Annotated in this window: 17 protein-coding genes; 5 read left to right on the top strand and 12 right to left on the bottom strand. The window is 60.1% G+C overall.

Going from position 1 to position 16347, the window contains the following annotated elements; all coding sequences use genetic code 11:
- Window positions 1–21: 21 nt before the first annotated feature.
- Genes ABIE32_RS13275 through ABIE32_RS13290 form a run of 4 tightly spaced genes read right to left on the bottom strand, consistent with a single transcriptional unit; the run spans window position 22 to window position 4068 of the window.
- Window positions 22–705: a chemotaxis protein CheW gene (locus tag ABIE32_RS13275; RefSeq protein WP_429016788.1), complete on the bottom strand. Its 684-nt coding sequence runs from the start codon at window positions 703–705 to the stop codon at window positions 22–24.
- Window positions 689–1948: a CheR family methyltransferase gene (locus tag ABIE32_RS13280; RefSeq protein WP_429016789.1), complete on the bottom strand. Its 1260-nt coding sequence runs from the start codon at window positions 1946–1948 to the stop codon at window positions 689–691. Before ABIE32_RS13280 ends, ABIE32_RS13275 begins: the two co-directional genes overlap by 17 nt.
- The gene (locus tag ABIE32_RS13285; protein WP_224152320.1) at window positions 1945–2427 is read right to left on the bottom strand and encodes a chemotaxis protein CheW; all 483 of its coding nucleotides are present in this window, start codon (window positions 2425–2427) and stop codon (window positions 1945–1947) included. Before ABIE32_RS13285 ends, ABIE32_RS13280 begins: the two co-directional genes overlap by 4 nt.
- A 3-nt stretch (window positions 2428–2430) precedes the next feature.
- Window positions 2431–4068 (bottom strand): methyl-accepting chemotaxis protein, encoded by a 1638-nt coding sequence (locus ABIE32_RS13290; protein WP_429016790.1) that lies wholly within the window; start codon window positions 4066–4068, stop codon window positions 2431–2433.
- A 488-nt stretch (window positions 4069–4556) separates the two neighbouring features.
- Between ABIE32_RS13290 and ABIE32_RS13295 the strand changes: the two genes are divergently transcribed.
- Window positions 4557–4733 (top strand): hypothetical protein, encoded by a 177-nt coding sequence (locus ABIE32_RS13295; protein ID WP_429016793.1) that lies wholly within the window; start codon window positions 4557–4559, stop codon window positions 4731–4733.
- 420 nt (window positions 4734–5153) lie between these two features.
- Here ABIE32_RS13295 and ABIE32_RS13300 read toward each other — a convergent pair whose 3' ends face one another.
- The 5 genes from ABIE32_RS13300 to ABIE32_RS13320 form a co-directional block, all read right to left on the bottom strand.
- A complete protein-coding gene (locus ABIE32_RS13300; protein ID WP_429016796.1) occupies window positions 5154–5948 on the bottom strand; it encodes a substrate-binding domain-containing protein in 795 nt (264 codons plus the stop codon).
- Between the two features lie 246 nt (window positions 5949–6194).
- Complete coding sequence (locus ABIE32_RS13305) at window positions 6195–7034, bottom strand: anti-sigma factor family protein (protein WP_429016797.1); 840 nt, start codon at window positions 7032–7034, stop codon at window positions 6195–6197.
- A 2-nt stretch (window positions 7035–7036) separates the two neighbouring features.
- A complete protein-coding gene (locus ABIE32_RS13310; RefSeq protein ID WP_395025321.1) occupies window positions 7037–7573 on the bottom strand; it encodes an RNA polymerase sigma factor in 537 nt (178 codons plus the stop codon).
- Window positions 7574–7616: 43 nt separating this feature from the next.
- Window positions 7617–7991 carry a COG4315 family predicted lipoprotein gene (locus ABIE32_RS13315; protein WP_224152325.1) on the bottom strand — a complete coding sequence of 125 codons (375 nt, stop codon included), beginning with the start codon at window positions 7989–7991 and terminating at the stop codon, window positions 7617–7619.
- A 102-nt stretch (window positions 7992–8093) separates the two neighbouring features.
- Window positions 8094–8990 carry a LysR family transcriptional regulator gene (locus tag ABIE32_RS13320; protein ID WP_429016799.1) on the bottom strand — a complete coding sequence of 299 codons (897 nt, stop codon included), beginning with the start codon at window positions 8988–8990 and terminating at the stop codon, window positions 8094–8096.
- A 128-nt stretch (window positions 8991–9118) separates the two neighbouring features.
- Here ABIE32_RS13320 and ABIE32_RS13325 point away from each other — a divergent pair, with 128 nt between their 5' ends.
- Both ABIE32_RS13325 and ABIE32_RS13330 read left to right on the top strand, forming a co-directional pair.
- The gene (locus tag ABIE32_RS13325; RefSeq protein WP_429016801.1) at window positions 9119–10285 is read left to right on the top strand and encodes an agmatine deiminase family protein; all 1167 of its coding nucleotides are present in this window, start codon (window positions 9119–9121) and stop codon (window positions 10283–10285) included.
- Between the two features lie 24 nt (window positions 10286–10309).
- Window positions 10310–11401 carry an agmatine deiminase family protein gene (locus ABIE32_RS13330; protein ID WP_429016804.1) on the top strand — a complete coding sequence of 364 codons (1092 nt, stop codon included), beginning with the start codon at window positions 10310–10312 and terminating at the stop codon, window positions 11399–11401.
- Between the two features lie 33 nt (window positions 11402–11434).
- On the opposite strand, the gene ABIE32_RS13335 is transcribed toward ABIE32_RS13330, so the two are convergent.
- Both ABIE32_RS13335 and ABIE32_RS13340 read right to left on the bottom strand, forming a co-directional pair.
- Window positions 11435–12127, bottom strand: coding sequence for an alpha/beta hydrolase (locus ABIE32_RS13335; RefSeq protein ID WP_429016806.1), 693 nt, complete (start codon window positions 12125–12127; stop codon window positions 11435–11437).
- Window positions 12128–12322: 195 nt separating this feature from the next.
- Window positions 12323–13495 carry an IPTL-CTERM sorting domain-containing protein gene (locus tag ABIE32_RS13340; RefSeq protein ID WP_429016809.1) on the bottom strand — a complete coding sequence of 391 codons (1173 nt, stop codon included), beginning with the start codon at window positions 13493–13495 and terminating at the stop codon, window positions 12323–12325.
- A gap of 428 nt (window positions 13496–13923) precedes the next feature.
- On the opposite strand from ABIE32_RS13340, the gene ABIE32_RS13345 reads away from it, so the two are divergent.
- Window positions 13924–14427 carry an MgtC/SapB family protein gene (locus ABIE32_RS13345; protein WP_224152331.1) on the top strand — a complete coding sequence of 168 codons (504 nt, stop codon included), beginning with the start codon at window positions 13924–13926 and terminating at the stop codon, window positions 14425–14427.
- Window positions 14428–14690: 263 nt separating this feature from the next.
- A complete protein-coding gene (locus ABIE32_RS13350; protein WP_429016811.1) occupies window positions 14691–14987 on the top strand; it encodes a hypothetical protein in 297 nt (98 codons plus the stop codon).
- A 421-nt stretch (window positions 14988–15408) separates the two neighbouring features.
- Here ABIE32_RS13350 and ABIE32_RS13355 read toward each other — a convergent pair whose 3' ends face one another.
- Complete coding sequence (locus tag ABIE32_RS13355) at window positions 15409–16335, bottom strand: LysR family transcriptional regulator (protein ID WP_429016813.1); 927 nt, start codon at window positions 16333–16335, stop codon at window positions 15409–15411.
- Window positions 16336–16347 lie beyond the last annotated feature (12 nt).

Genomic DNA, 16347 nt, shown 5'->3' on the forward strand with positions numbered 1-16347 from the left:
ACGCTGGCATGGCTTGCTGGCTCATCGGAGGCTCCTCAACAAGGCCTGCGACAGGAGATCGGCATCGAGCACGGTGACACTGCGCTGCTGCCACTGCGTCACGGCAGAGGCCAGCTGGCTTGCTGCCAGGCCGCTGGCATGGCTGGTTTTCTGCAGCATGGCGTTCGCCAGCGTGTATATGCCTTCCACCGCCTGGACCTCGGTGACCAGCGCGCCGCCGGGTGCGTCCAGTATCAGCATACGGGGGCGGTCCTGCGGCGTGGTTTCGGTAGCCAGCCCCAGCACCACCTCCAGCGCCAGGCAGGGAACCAGCGTGCCCCGTACATTGCACAGGCCTCGCAGCGATCGGTTGCGGGGGTATGGCAGTCCGTGAACGGGCACCGGCACGGAAACCTCCAGCAACAGCGTGGAGGGAACGGCCAGCCAGTTTTGCCCCATGCGAAAGATCAGGGCCGACAGGGTGCCGCCCTCCGTCTGGGAGGCAGGCTGCTGGTCTTCGGTAGATGGCTCATCCATCGCCTCCAGGTGCAGTTCATGCCGATCGAGCAGCTGGGAGGCAGCCTCGGCATGGCGCTCGCAGTTATGGCAGTGCACATGCTGGAGCAGCCGCTCGCAGGACCGGTCGCCGCGAACACCGATGCGCTGCCAGCAGGCATCAATCGCCTGGGACTCTGGCGTGAAAATGGAATCAGGACTTGCCGGCATCGTGGGTTTCTCGTTGCTTCAGCCGCTGCTGCAATCGCGCCGCGCCGCTGTGGTCTCCGTGCGTCACCAGGAGGGCTGCCAGGTGTGCCAGCGCACGGGCGTGGTAGGGATCCAGGTAGAGGGCCTTGCGGTAGTGACGCAGTGCGGTATCGGTCTGGCCTGCGCCGTCACAGATCAGTCCCCACCAGAAGAACAACTCGGCAGACGGCCCATGCTGGGCCAACTGCCGCGCACAGGCACCAAGCGCTTCTGCGCTGCGTCCCGCATTGGCGAGCGCGGCAATTTTGCTCAGGCCGGCGGCGGCATCCGCTCCTGCTGGTGCATCCCCTCTGGTGACGGGCGATGGCGCCGGATGGCGCGCTGCAGCCATGGCACGGGGCGGCACCGGCAATGGGATTCTCGGCCTGGCCGCGGCAGGCAACACGGGGCGCGGTGCCATCTGGGGGCTGGACGGGCTGCGCCGGCGGAACGCGAAACTATGCGCTGCGTCGAGCGATTCGAAGCCTTGCTGGCTCAGCATGCCTGCTTCGGCAGGCCCGGCAAACAGAAGCCCATCGGTGTGCAACCAGCGCTTGAGATTGGTCAAGGCGCGCAATTGTGTGGGCTGGTCAAAGTAGATCAGCAGATTGCGACAGAACACGATGTCGTAGGTAAGCAGCGAAGGCGACACGATGCTGTCGAGGATGTTGCCGCACTGAAAGTTCACCATGGCGCGCAGCCTCTCGTGAATACGGTGGGTGCCGTCCTCTTCCCGTTGAAAGTAGCGCTCGCGGATGTCCGGGTCATCGCCGCGAAAGGCATTCACGCCGTATCTACCGAGAGCCGCCTGTTCTATGCCGCGCTGGCTGATATCCAGTGCATCGATCTGAAACTGCTCTGCGGAAAAATCGGCATCAAGCATGGCAATTGCCATGGAATAGGGCTCTTCACCACTGGAGCAGGGCAGGCTGAGCAGGCGCAGGGGCCGTCCGATGGCGAGCCTGCGCTGCAGCGCTCGCGCTTGCGTGGCCAGCAGGGCGAATGACTCCGGGTAGCGAAAGAACCAGGTCTCCGGAACCACAATGCTCTCGATCAGGGCACGTTGTTCCGTGGGTGATTGGCGGACATGGCTCCAGTAGGCCTCTTCGTCCATGGCGCTGGCCTTCAGCCGCTGCCGCAGCGCGCGCTCGACCGCACCCCGGCCCAGCGTGCTCGCATCGAGCCCGATGAGCGACCGCAGAAGTTGTTCCAGTCTTTCAATCATGCGTGCCTGTCTTCCGGCGGAAACAGCATTTGGGCGACGTCCGGAGGCAATAGTCCTTCAATGGAGATGCGTTGAATCACATCGCCCGGGCCCTGGGCCTGCACCGAGCCGAGATAGGGCACTCCTGCATCCAGGCCCATGGGTTGCTGCGCGAGGCTGGGCAGGCGTACCACCTGGTTGGCCTTTTCGAGGATCAGGCCCAGGGACTGGGTGGGCGAATAGTGCAGCAGCACCAGGCGGGTGTTGATGCTGTGCCGGGCCATGTGGCCAAAGATGCGCTGGCACAGATCCAGCACTGGAATGATCTCACCACGGTAGGACAGCAGCCCCGCCACCCAGGCCGGAGCCTCTGGCACATGCTTGAGCCGTTGCAGGGGCATGACTTTGCGCACCACGCTGGCAGGCAGAGCGTAGCGGTCGGCGCCCAGGCTGAACAGCAGGTGCAGCGGCGCAGGTTCCGGTGCGGAAGTCAATGCCACAATTCAGACCTTGAAGCGGCTGACTCCGCTGCGCAGGTTGTTGGCGACATCGCTCATGTTTTCAATGGCCATGCCAGCCTGGTGCAATGATTCGACGGTTTGGCCGCTCGCCTCGGTCAGCTGACTCAGTGCCTGTTCGATCTGCTCAGCACCGCTGGACTGGGTCTGCATGCCTTCGCTGACCTGCTGCATCTGCGGGGCCAGAACCTGAACCTCGTGGATGATCTGGGACAGCTGGTCGCCGACCTGGGTCATTTCGGTATTGCCACGGCGCATTTCCTCGGAGAACTTTTCCATGCCCATGACGCCTGCGGATACCGCAGACTGAATTTCGCGCACCATCTGTTCAATGTCGTAGGTGGCGACGGCGGTCTGGTCCGCCAGTCGGCGCACTTCGGTGGCCACCACGCCGAACCCGCGGCCATATTCGCCCGCCTTCTCGGCCTCGATGGCGGCATTCAGGGAAAGCAGGTTGGTCTGGTCGGCTACCTTGACGATGGTGGTGACGACCTGGTTGATGCCGCCGGCCTTTTCGTTGAGCAGGGCGAGCTTGGCGTTGACCAGTTCGGAAGCGCTGGTCAGCTCCTGCATCACCTCTGCCATGCGCACCACGCCCCGGTGGCCAGAGCCGGCCAGTGTCGCGGTCTGTTCGGAGCGGGCCGAGACATCGCCCATGGTGCGCACCAGCTCGCGAGAGGTCGCGGCGATCTGGCGCGAGGTGGCCCCAATTTCACTGGTGGTGGCGGCAGTTTCCGTCACCGTGGCCTGTTGCTGCTTGGTGGTGGCGGCGACCTCGGTGATGGATGTGGTCAGCTGCACAGAAGAGCGCTGCGCTTGCACCACCAATTCACGCAACGACGTCACCATGCCGTTGAAGCCTTCTTCAATGGCGGCGAATTCATCGCGGCGGCTGAGGTTGAGCTTGCTGGAGAGGTCGCCGGTGCCCAGGGTCTTCATGGCGGCCAGCGTCGCTTCAATAGGGCGCATGATCGAGCGGTGCAGCAGCAGGCCGCAAACGATGGCCAGCACCAGAGCCAGCACCAGGGCGCCGACGGCCAGGCGTTGGTTGGAGCCCGCGATCTCCTGCATTATCTCCATGGCCTCGATCACTTCATGCTGGTTCATGTCGACAATGCCGCTCACCTGTTCCTGGGCCTTGCGCCACTGGGGCAGCATCTGCTCATTGCGCAATTGCGCAGCCTGCGCAATCTGGCCGCGATCCAGAAAGTCCACCAGCTGATGCGCGTTCTTCTGGTATTCATCACGCGTGCGCGCGAATTCCGCAGTCGCATCTCGGTCTACCTGGCGGGTGATGGTGGCGAGGTAGCTGGAATAGGCCTTGTCCAGACTGGCTTCAATGGTGTTCAGCCTCGCCTTTCTTTCGGCGAGCACATCGCCAGCGCGCGATGCATTCGTCTCGGCCTCCCGCAGCAGATTGAGCGTCTGGTAGAAATGGAAGGCCAGATCCTGGCGCATCTGGCCTGCGAAGCCCATGCCCGCCAGATCCGAGGAGAGAACTTCGGCTGCCCGCTCATGGTTGGACGCTGCACGTAAATAAAAGGTGGTGGACATGCCGAACATCACCGCAATAATGAGTGCAAAACTGGCGGAAATCCGCTGGCTGACTGTTAGACCTCTCATCGTATGTCTTTCTGTAGAGCGTGCTCAAATTGTAATGGGCTGTGGGTTTCGATTCACATTTAATTACGAAACGCGGCCTATGTTACATAAGCCGGATTGTGAATGAAATTCCCCCAAAGCTCCAGGCTGCGGACGTAGTTATATATCGCCGCAGCACCTGCAACTGTGGCAACAGAGAATGTCCAAAATGCTTGGGGTTTGATGCATGGCACTATGTTTGTTGTTTTCCTAATACCAATCCCGCAGACATTGCCAGTAGGGATGCGGGAATGAGCGCTATCGCACATGCAGTTAAGGCCTTGACATGGAGATGATCTAGAGGAACGACAGCCAACACGGCAACTGCAGCCAAGCGGCTGCCGCATGGGCGTTTGTCCTTGGCGGGTCTGAATTCGTTTTCTGCTCTGCAGCCACACCCATGCATCGAAAGGCATCAGCCTCTCGTCAGGCACGCGCCAGGGGGTTTTGCAGAGCGGCCCTTAGGATACATGCATTCAATCACCTCGCAGAGCTTTATTGCGCCTGGCTTCCCGGTACATGTATCCGCCAATTTCTGCAAGGGCGCGCATGTCGGGCTCTGGCAGATAGCCTTCGACATCGTGCATCAGGCGAGCAAGCAGGGCCAGCGCGAGGAGATCGTCAACACGTTCCAAGCTGGAGGCTGAAAAAAAATGCCACCCGGAGGTGGCAAAGTTCACTGTAAAAAGGCCGATCCTGGAGGTTCAGGATGTCGTGCATAAACGTTTGGGAGAGGGAGAGGCACGAACTCGGCACAAATCTCTATGGAAATATTAGCCTAAATCTATCAAATTGATAGTTTTGTTTGTGTCTTATTTACTACCAATTGGTAAAAAAAGAGCCCGCGTTCTGCGGGCTCAAGCTTGGGCTAGCTCTGATGTGCTTCTTCTTCACTCCCTCTCCGGAGTAATATAATAATAGATCAAATGAATCAAAAATTGATTTTGATTGTTTTAACAAATGTAAGTTTGGTGTAAGAAGCCCGTCCTGCATCACCTGGTGCCAACTTGCGGCAGCCATGGAAAAGGGGCGCGGTTGGTGTTCTGTGCAAGGACAACGGTTGCATTTCAGGGGGTTTTCCAGCCCCACTTGGCAAAAATGGCTTGTCCGCCAGGCGATTGCAGAAATTTCACGAATTCCTTTGCCTCGGGAAGTTCTGCTCCCCGATGGGTCAGCACAACACCGGTATCCCGGTAGATGCGGAAGGGCTCGTCCATCTCGACAAGTTGCGCTAGTTCCGGGTTTGCCACCTGCCAGATGTTCCAGATCAGCCACACATCGATGTCTGTCTGCTCGATCCAGCGCTTACGTGCCTCGGCGCTGTTGGCAGCTTCGGGCAGAAGGAGGTTCTTGCGGAAGGCCCTCAGCGTATCGATATCGCCGGTACGGCCGGCAACGTCTTCCCACAGGCCGTTCTGACCGGCGCCCGCAACGGCAAGAACCTTGATGCCGGGGGCGAGCACATCACGGAAGCCTTTGATGCCCTTGGGATTGCCGGGCCTCACCAGGATGGCGACAGGCCGCAGGTACAGGGGCTCTGCGTCCCGCAGATCGAAGATGCCGGGCATGGCCTTGGCGAAATCGCTCATCATGTTTTCGGCGCCGCTGAATACCACGTGGGCATCGTTTCTGGCCTTGTCCACCCACTGCGGCGTAGGCCCGGCGACGATGTTGACCGTGACCTTCCTGGCTTCGCCAAATTCCTTGGCCGCCTGCTTCATGGCTGGGGCGGGGCCGCCGGGCCCGTATACGTTGATCACTGGATCGGCGTGGGCAACATGGGATACGGCGAAGCCAATGCATGCTGCCAGCGAGACCAGCAGTGACTGGAGGGAAAGGCGAAAGTGTCTGGGTTTTTTCATGGTGCTTGTTCAATCGGATTCAAGGAGACAAGGCACGGCCATGGGTCTTTCAACCCTGGGCATGCAGACCGAGCTGGCAATGGATGGAAAAGATAAATGGAGGCAAGGAGATACCTTCGGTGGACGTTTGAGAGGTGCGGAATATTCCAGTCCCGCGCACAGGGGGCTGTAATACGGTGGCAACCACCTTCGGCGTTCCGCCAGAAGCAAGCCGCCAACTGGCTGGCTGCTGCGTGTTGCGCAGGGTCATCCGTGCTTGAGTTGCCGGTAGACCTCTTGCGAGACCCGCATCAGCTCTGCCTTGTCGGCACCCGCAGAGATGGCGTAACCCAGGTTGTCCTCCACCCAATAGAACACGTTGACGGGGCCATCCTGGCCGAACTTGAATTGCGCATCGCCTTGGCCGAGAACCTCGCGTGTCACATAGAGCGTCAGGCGCTGCCCGGCAGGGGTGCCGTACATGAACTGGGCGACCGGGCCATTGCCGCCGGGCAGAAGGCGCCCACCCATCAATTCATAGCCCAGCCCGGCCAATTGAGGCGGGCGTACTTCCGTCCCCATGCGTTTGGTGAGCCAGGTGACCAGTGCCTGCTCCTGGTCGGCGCCAATTTCCACGGGCCGACGGACATCCGGGCTGTACACGACGTGGGCAATGGCTGCACGTTGCGCAAACCCACTCAAAGCGCCATTGCTGGCGGCCACCGTCTGGGTGTGGCGCGCCAGGGCAAGCCGTGTCGTCTCAGCATCGACCGCACCCCGGATGGACCATGCCGACCCTGCGCTGACAACCGCAATCACCACACCGGCTGCCAGGCTGCGCCATGGAAACCTTGATGCTGCTGGTCGGAGTGGCAGGCCAAGAGGCAACGGCTCGTCGAGCACCGGGGCCAGCATTTCGCGCAGGCGCGCATTCTGCTGTTGCCAATCCTGCACACGGGCAAGCTCTTGCGGGTGTTCCGCGAGGTATTGTTCCACCTGGATGCGCCGCGCATGGGTCAGTTGCTGGTCTGCATAGGCGTGCAGATCGGCTTCTGTGACGGGTGGCACCGTGCTGGAGTCGAGGGCCTTGATCTGTGGGGTGTCCATGATCACTTCACGCGTTGAATTCTGTGGGAGGCGACCGTGACCTTGTCCGGGCTGCTGCCGCTTGCAGCAATCTCGTCGCGCAAGCGGGCACGGGCGCGGGAGAGGCGGGACATCACGGTGCCTATCGGCACGCCGACGACAGTGGCCACCTCCTGGTAGCTGAGCTCTTCGACACTGACAAGCAGCAGCACCTCCCGCTGCTCGGGAGGGAGCCGTTGCAACAGGCGATCGAGATCACGGACTTCCAGCGCGTCGGCCTGCTGCGGCCGCTGGGGCATTTCAGGAAGGTCGTCACCCACGCTGTCCTCGGGCCGGCTGCGCTGCGCACGGATGCGATCAATGAACTGGTTGTGCATGATGCCGAACATCCAGGCCCGCAGTTCACTGTGCTTTTGCCACATGGAAAAGCGCGACCAGGCGCGCTCCAGCGTATCCTGCACCAGGTCGTCAGCCCGGTCAGGGTCTGACATCAGCCCGCGCGCATACCGCCGCAGGCTGGGAATGCAGGCCACGATCTCCGCTTCGTCCTGTGCGCGCATAGAAGTCCAGGCAGGTTCAATCCAGATCAGCAGTGGCTGCGGCTTACTTGATGACGTGCCACACGCCCTTGAAATTATCGCCCGTTGCGTCGCCCGCCTTCTTGTCTGCTGCATAGGTATACAGCGGCTTGCCCTTGTGGGCCCATTGCTTGCTGCCGTCGTCGCGGGTGATCACGCTGAAGTCGCCTTCGGGTTTTGCATCGGCCGAGGCAGAGACTGCCGGCCACAACTCAATGCAGGGGCCATTGCACATGCTCTTGTTGCTGCCGGCCACGTCCTTGTCGAAAGTGTAGAGCGTCATGCCGCTGGCATTGACGAGCACGCCGCCAGCCATGGTGGCGACAGGCTCGGCCTGGGCCACGGAAGCAAAAGCGGCTGCAAGGGCCAGGGCCAGCACGGGGAGATTGCGAATTTTCATGGCGTATATCTTTCAAGATGAGGTGTAGGTATCCAGGTAGACGTACGCCGGGCTTTCGATATTCCACGGTGGCCGTAAATTTTTTTCGATGCTTCGCCACAGTCAGGGTTTCGACCCCAGGCCTTCGGAGATAAGCCATTGGAATACCTGCGAGACGATGGGAGAACGCGTCTGCCCCGCAACCCCTGACAGCCACCAGGTTGCCCCGGGCAGACGAGGGTACTGCTCAAGAATCTTCAACTGGCCGCGCACGAGGCTGGCATCGACGAGCAGGCGCGGCAGACAGGCGATTCCCCGACCCTCCAGAATGGCGTCCAGCACGAGGCGCGGGTCGTCATAGATGGCACGCTTGCGAAAGTGCGCGAGCGGCCCCAGAAAGACCGCGGCCGTTGCCTCGCCGGTCAGGCTCTCTTCCAGGCAGATCAGATCGGCGTGCAGATGGTGTTGGGCCTGCGCAAGAGGGGCAAGTTTCCCAGCCAGGTCGGTATTCGCCACCAGTACCCATTCGTCCTGCAGGAATGGTCTTTCGTCCAGACCCGCCTGCTGAAGCGGCCTGTCACTGATGGCGATATCGACATCGATTTCATCGACAAACCGGGCGCTTTCGTCCACGGACAGCAGCAGGCACAACTGCGGGTGCCGGGCTTCCAGGGCGCGCAATCTCGGCTGCAGCCAGCCGTGCAGCAATGGTGCGGGGCAAACCAGCACCACCAGACCCGGATCCAGGTAGGTGCTGATCCGGCCCAGGCCGCTGCGCAGGACGGTGAGCGTGCGTTGAACACTGCGCAGCAGCACCTCGCCGGCAACGGTCAGCTCCACACCACGGCCTGCGCGGCGAAACAGCGGTTGCATGATCTGCTCTTCCAACTGCTGCACCTGGTGACTGATGGCCGACTGTGTCACATGCAGCTCGTCTGCCGCTCGCGAAAAACTGCCATGCCGGGCCGCCGCCTCAAAGCCCATCAACAGTTTCAGCGAAGGAATACGATGTTCTGACATATGAGAAAAATTAATTTATTGAGGCAAATATTATCATTTGATCTCATATCTTGATCCATCCACAATGCGACCAGCCTGATGCGGAAGGGGTTTCCGTATCGATTCTGTAAGCGGACAAAGGATGGATGATGAGGACACGTCGATATTTCATGCGCCATTGCGCAGCGGGCGGCAGCGCGATTGCGGTAGGCAGCTTGCTGACCGCCTGTGGTGGCGGTGACGTGGGAGAGGCCGAAGCTCGGCCCCCTGCGGACAGCAGCAATGCCCACGGTCAGGGCGAGCAGGACCCAGCCAACGGCTGGCGCATGCCCGATGAGGCAGAAGCCCACAAGGCGACGTGGATGGCTTTCGGCGCCTCGGATGCCATCTGGTCACGTGCGCAAGTGCCACAGGTGCAACTGGCGTTGGCGCGCATTGCCAATGCCATTGCTGCCCATGAACCTGTCAACATGCTGGTGCGACAGGCGGAAATGGACAGCGCACGTCAAATGCTCGATGCGCGTGTCGTGCTCATTCCCGCCCAGATGGACGACCTGTGGATGCGCGATACCGGCCCCGTCTTTGTACGCAAGCAAAACGGCGAGCGGGCCTGCGTCAAGTTCAATTTCAACGGCTGGGGCAAAAAGCAGCAATCCGGCTTTGACGGCAAGGTGGCCGATGAGGTCAGTGCCAAGGCGCAACTGCCGCTGCTTGCCACGCGTCTGGTGCTGGAAGGTGGGGCGCTGGAGGTCGATGGCAAGGGCATGGCCATCATCACCGAGAGCTGTGTGCTCAATGACAACCGCAACCCAGGCTGGAGCAAGGCCGACTGCGAAGCGGAGCTGGGCCGTTTGCTGGGTATTCGCAAGGTGATCTGGTTGCCGGGCATCAAGAATCGGGACATTACCGATGCGCACACGGATTTCTATGCCCGCTTTGTGCGCCCTGGCGTGGTCGTGGCGCACCGGGAGATGCATCCGGACTCCTACGACTATGCGTTGACCCGGCGGCATCTGGATATCTTGCGCAGTGCCACCGATGCGGACAACCAGCCGCTGCAGATCGTGGTCATCGACGGTCCTGAGCAGATCCGGCCTGGAAACAATCCGAATACCTTCGCTGCAGGCTACATCAACTACTATGCGACCAGCAGCGCCATTTTTCTGCCGGAGTTCGGGGATGTAAATGCGGATGCTGGTGCCAAGGCGATATACATGCAGTTGTATCCAGGGCGTGAGGTGATCCAGATCAATATCGACCCCATCGCCGCTGGCGGAGGTGGCATTCATTGCACCACCCAGCAAGAAGTCATCTAAGAACCTGTTCAAAGAGAGAACAACATGCAAAGACGACAACTTCTTTCGGCAACCATGGGGCTGGTGGCAGGTACCACGGTGGGCCTGCCAGCTCTTTCTGCCCCTGCTGCCAATCCCGGATGGCGCATGCCGGACGAAGGGGAACGCCACACGGCGACCTGGATGGCTTTTGGTGCCAATGATGAGGTGTGGGGCAGGCGGCTGAAATCAGGGGCACAGGCCAATCTGGCGCGCATCGCACAAGCCATCGCCAGCGTCGAGCCCGTGCACATGCTGGTCAACGAGCAGGATTACGACCTGGCCGCGCGGCTGTGCGGCAACAAGGTCAACCTGGTGGTGCAACCCATTGATGACCTGTGGATGCGCGATACCGGACCGGTCTTCGTGAAAAATGCAGGCGGCGCGTTCTCTGGCGTGAACTTCAATTTCAATGGCTGGGGCAGAAAGCAGGAACACAGGGATGACGCGCGGGTCGCAGCCTTCGTCGCCGGCAGAGCTGGTGTCCCCATTCTGAAAAGCACCCTGGTGCTGGAAGGCGGCGGTATCGAAGTCGACGGCCAGGGAACGGCCATCATCACGGAAAGCTGTGTGTTGAACCCCAACCGCAACCCCGGCGTCAGCAAGGCGCAGTGCGAGCAGGAGCTGCAACGGGTACTGGGTATCGAGAAGGTCATCTGGCTGCCCGGCATTGCCGGCCGAGACATCACCGATGGCCACACGGATTTCTATGCCCGATTCTGTGCGCCCGGGATAGTGGTTGCGGGTTTTGAGAGCGACACCTCATCGCCGGAACATGCGATCACCCAGCGCCATCTCGATATCCTGCGCAAGGCCACGGACGTGCGTGGCCGCCAGTTGAAGGTGGTGCGCATGCCAGGGCCCGATTACGTGCGACCGCAATATGAAAACAAGGACTTCGCTGCCGGGTACATCAATTTCTACGTGTGCAATGGAGCGGTGATCAGCCCCGAATTCGGCCACGCGCAGGCCGACCGCAACACCAAAGCCATCCTGCGCGAGCAGTTTCCCGGGCGCGAGATCGTGCAACTCAATATCGACGCCATTGCCGCCGGTGGTGGAGGGATTCACTGCACCACGCAGCAGCAGCCAGCCTGAGAACGTAAACACGTTCTCAGGATTCGTCCGTGCTCAGGCAGCCGTAGCCACTGCCGCTTCGTCGATCAGCGCGGCGACATCCACGGGCAAGGAGGCAAGGGATGCGTGGCTTGCATTGAGCGTCACCACCTTGCGGGCATTCATGCGGGCTGACATCCATTTCTGGTTTTCGGGGGCAATCATGTGATCCTGGCTGGAGACCTGGTACCAGGAGGGTTTGTGCTTCCAGGCGGGGTCGGTCACGGGGTCGCCAAAGGTCTTTGCCAGCGGCGCCTTCTGGGTCACGGCCATCACCAGGCCTTCTTCCGCGGAAAGATCCTGGCAGAAGCTCTCATGGAACTTGTCAGCCTTCAGCCACAGATAGCCATCGCTGTCAGGCGCCAGATTCGGCGCTGCCACGGGCAGGTGCTGCTGCGTGATGCCGCCCGGGCTCTCTCCGGCATCGGGGGCAAATGCCGCAATGTAGACCAGCGCCTTCACATCGGGATGATTGCCTGCCTCGCTGATGACTGCGCCCCCATACGAGTGGCCCACGAGCACCACCGGGCCATTGACCTGCGCAATCATCTTGCGTGTTCTTTCCGCATCATCGGCAAGGGAGGTCAATGGGTTTTCCACTGCGCGGATGTCCGTGTAACCACGCCTGCTCAGTTCGAGTATCACCTTGGCCCAATGGGCGGCACCGCCCCAGAAACCGTGCACTAGTATGACCGTTGGTTTGCTCATGGCGCTATCTCTCCATTTCACTCGGGTGACCTGGGTTGGTGGAGGCTCTGGCACTGACGCGTACCCAGCATGCGCGTCAGAACAGCCGCGAATGTCAGGCCCCATGATGGATGGACAGTGGCACCAGGTCAACTCAGCGCGGGGACCCAGGCAAGTATTGGGGCAAAAGAAAACCACCCGAAGGTGGTTGTCGTTTCAGACGGATTGCCTGCGGATTGCGGCGATGCCCAGCAGGGCAAGCAAGGCAGCCATTCCCACCAAAGCCCACTCGCCCAGCGTTGGAACATTGGCGGGTTGTGCAGGCGGCTTGGGAGGGGCGATGATCTTGCCGGATGCCGCACTGCAGGTTTCCGTACCTGGTGATGTGCCGGTCTTTGCGGCCGGGGTCACGCAGTAGTAGAGGTACATATCCGCATCAGCGGCCTGCAGCGTGTACGACGTGCTTGCAGCTGCGCCGCCCGTAGAGCCACTGGCGACGGTGGTGCCGTCGCCGGAGCTGGCAATCGATGCATTGGGGCTGGTGACGAACTTGTAGGTGGTTCCTGCAGGATCTTCCACATCCGACTCGGTGTCCGCATAGGTGTAGGTTCCCGTCATGGTGGATCCGACCTGGGTGGCTCCCGAGATGGCGGGCACTGCAGTGGGTGCAACATTCGGGGCACATGCATTGGTGCCGGAGATGGCTGCGGCAAATCCCATGAAGTACGGGCTGCTCTTGACATAGACGGTGAGGGTGTTGGCGCCGGGCTGCCAGTCGGGCGAGGCCATGCTGGCAATCGTCAGCCAGCGGCCGGTGCCAAATCCGTTGTAGTTGAACTGGTTGGTTCCGCCGGCTTGTGGCAGACCCCAGGTACCGGCCCCACGCGCGAGCTGTGATTTGCCGTTGATGAAGATATCGACGACGGAGTTGTCTGCGCTGTAGGTCATTGAGGGCTGAAAGCTGCCCAGAGAGACGGTGGATGCAAGATTGAACTGCACCTGAAAGAGCCCATCGATGTTGCCGAAGTTCGAGCCATCGGTGTAGGGTTGGCTGCCAAAGGCATCCATGCCGATCCATTTGGCGGTGCTGCTGTTGGCAGGCGTACTGCTCCAGCTTGCTGTAGGGGTGGTCACCAGCTTCGCATCACCAAATGCACCCCAGTTGGCGGGATCGCTGCCAGAGTACGTGCGTAGGTATTGAAACTTCCAGTTCAGGTCTGTCGCAGGGTCGCCTGCACTGGTCTGTCCCGTGTTGAGTTGCGCAACCGAATTGGGCTTGCAGTCGATCGTCGGCAGAACCTGGGCTTGAACCTGCCCGGCAAACCAGAGGCCCGCCAGCAGAGATGAGGCGGCCCATCTGGCGCTAGTCAATTTTTTGATTTGCGACATTTATAGCCTTTTTCTATTAAAAACAAAAAATCATTCTAATAATAAATTTAAAGAATTTATCAATGAAATCAAATCAATTCTTAACGACTAAGCTGGAATTGCCAACGCAGCCTGCACTGGAGCGGACGAAGTGGGGGGCTGCAGCGTTGCCGTTGAATGCCTCGCCTGCGATGGGGCACCGTTACCCGGGGTGGAGCCTGTGAGTGCTTCTCTTTACATAGCGTAAGGCACAGATCGTTTGTGCACTGGAGTGCGAAACACGCTTGCATCGAAAAAGCGGATGCCATTGGCTGTTGCCAGCCAGATGGGCTTCACGGCACACCTGCCGGCGCAGTTGTGAGGGGCAAAAGCCCATTCGTGTCCTACGCGGGCAAAAGCGAAGGCGCACTAGGATCTGGTGTCTGCTTGCAACTGGAGGACACTGCGCCATGAACCCCACCGATTCTGCTGTCTCCGTGATCTGGAACACGATTGCCAAGGAGCTGTCCGACCTGCCCGACCTGGAGCAGGCGACACGCATTGTCTTCAAGCTGGTACTGGCGGCGCTGTTGGGCGGTCTGCTGGGGTTTGAGCGTGAAGCCAGTGGCAAGGCGGCGGGTTTGCGCACGCATATGCTGGTGGCCATGGGGGCTGCCATGTTTCTGGCGATTGCGCAGTTGCTGGGCGTGAACGCGCAGGAGTCCAGCCGGGTGATGCAGGGCGTGATTGCGGGCGTGGGCTTCTTGGGCGCAGGCGCGATCCTGAAATCGTCCAAAGGCGGCGAGGAAGATGTCAAGGGGCTCACGACAGCGGCCGGCATCTGGTTCACCGCCGCCATTGGCGTCGCCGTCGGTGTGGGCGAGGAGTCTGCCGCCATCTTCTGTACGGTGATTGCGCTTATCGTGCTGATGGTGGTGCCCTGGCTCACCAAGGATCGTTGGTCCAAAAAATAGAGCGCTGGTTCAATTCATTAAGCTATTAAATATATAGCAATTATGGATGTCTGATGGCAGCCGGGACAATGGTTTCGCTGAGGTCGTGTTTCTCAAGCCTCCTTGGCCATGCATAGGTTTTCCGTGCAGTCAAGGCAAAATTGGCCTTCCTGCGGCAGCCGGTATTTTTCGCTGCAGTACATTCTGATGCAGGGCTAGGTGCACCAGCTAGCTCCTTCAATATGGCGGATTGTGTGCTTGCCGAGTGAGGAGGATATTTCGCTATGGGCTTCGTGATAGATCTGATTCTCGGTATTTTCGATTTTGTCGTGGATGTCCTGCTGTTCAGGCATTTGCGTGGCAAGGCAGGCCATGCCCCTCGCAGTGTGGCTGATGATGCCATCACAGTCGCGTACTTCGACTATGTGACGCTGGTATGGGTGGCATTGGTCAGTGTCGGGTTGATGTTCCTTCTGATTTTTGCTTTCGATGTGCCGGTAGTCTGGGGCATCGGTATCGGCTTGGTCGTGGCTGCTGTCTGGGGATGCCGAAAGTACTACCAGCTGATCCGGCAGGAATAGCGATTGAGGTGATCGCGGCCGGAGTAATGCCCAGTACGTTGTGGCTGTAGGCATAGGGCGAAAGTGCATGGGTGACCAATGTGGGCGTCGGGGGCTGAACGCTAGGATCGGAGGCGATTCCACATAGCAGTGTGCTGCGCCATGAACCCGTCTGATTCGGCTGTAGCCATTATCGGAATCACCATTGCCTAGGATCTGCCCGATCTGGATCAGGCCATGCGCATTGTTTTCAAGCTGGTGTTTGCTGCGCTGTTGGGTGGTTTGCTCGGCTTCGAGAGTGAGGCCTGCGGAAGGTAGCAGGTTTGCACACATATATGCTGGTGGCCATGGGGGCTGCCATGTTTCCGGCGATTGCGCAGTTGCTGGGCGTCAGGCGCCTGGCGCATGAGATACGGCATGGGGACAGGGGGAGTGCAGGCCTTCACCGGTGATGTACGAATGGGTCATTTTCTTTGATGAGATCGATCAGCGCTCGCAAGCCTGTCGAGACATGGCGGTGGCCCGGGTAGCAAAGGCAAAGGCCTGGAAACGAAGGGCACCAATCCTCCAGAAGACGGATGAGCCCACCGTCGCGCAGCGCGTTCTGGACCAGGTGGTCGGGAACGAATGCAATGCCGATACCGTCAATGGCAGCCTCCACCATCAACGGCTGGTCGGTGAGCGTGAGCGGCCCTCGGACATCAATGGTTTCGTTGAGGCCGTGCTTCTCAAATTCCCACTGATAGATTTTTCCGCTTTCAAAGCGAAATCTTATGCAGGCGTGTCGATGCAGGTCCTGGGGTACTTCCGGGCGACCGAATCTTGCAATGTACTGAGGGGAGGCTACTGCTGCAAAGCGCACATTGCCAAGTATGGGAACGGAAATCATGTCCTTGGGCACCGCTTCGGCCAGACGGATGCCGGCATCGAATCCTTCCCCGACGATATCGCTGAGTCGCCCGTCACTCACGATATCCAGATGAACCTGCGGATACCGCTGCAGGAACTGCGCCAGAACAGGGCGAAGCACCATGCGAATGGCGCCTTCACTGGCATTGATGCGCACGGTGCCTGAGGGGGTCTGGCGCAACTGGTCGACTTCTGCAAGCGCCTCATCAATCGCCGCCATTGCCGGACGCAGCCTGGCAGCAAGACCCTGGCCCGCATCCGTCAGCGAGACGCTGCGGGTGGTGCGATTGACGAGCCGAACGCCCAGTCGCTGCTCCAGTCCCTTGATCGAATGGCTTACCGCAGATGGTGTGATGCCCAGATCCGTGGCGGCACCGCGAAAGCTGGCTCGCGCGGCAACCGCCAAGAAAACCGTAAACGCGAAAAAGTCGCTGTTTCTTGATTGATGAGTGCTGTTCATCTAGGTGTAAAG

The organism is Comamonas sp. 4034 (assembly GCF_050434545.1).
In the GTDB taxonomy this organism is placed as follows: Bacteria; Pseudomonadota; Gammaproteobacteria; order Burkholderiales; family Burkholderiaceae_C; genus Comamonas; species Comamonas odontotermitis.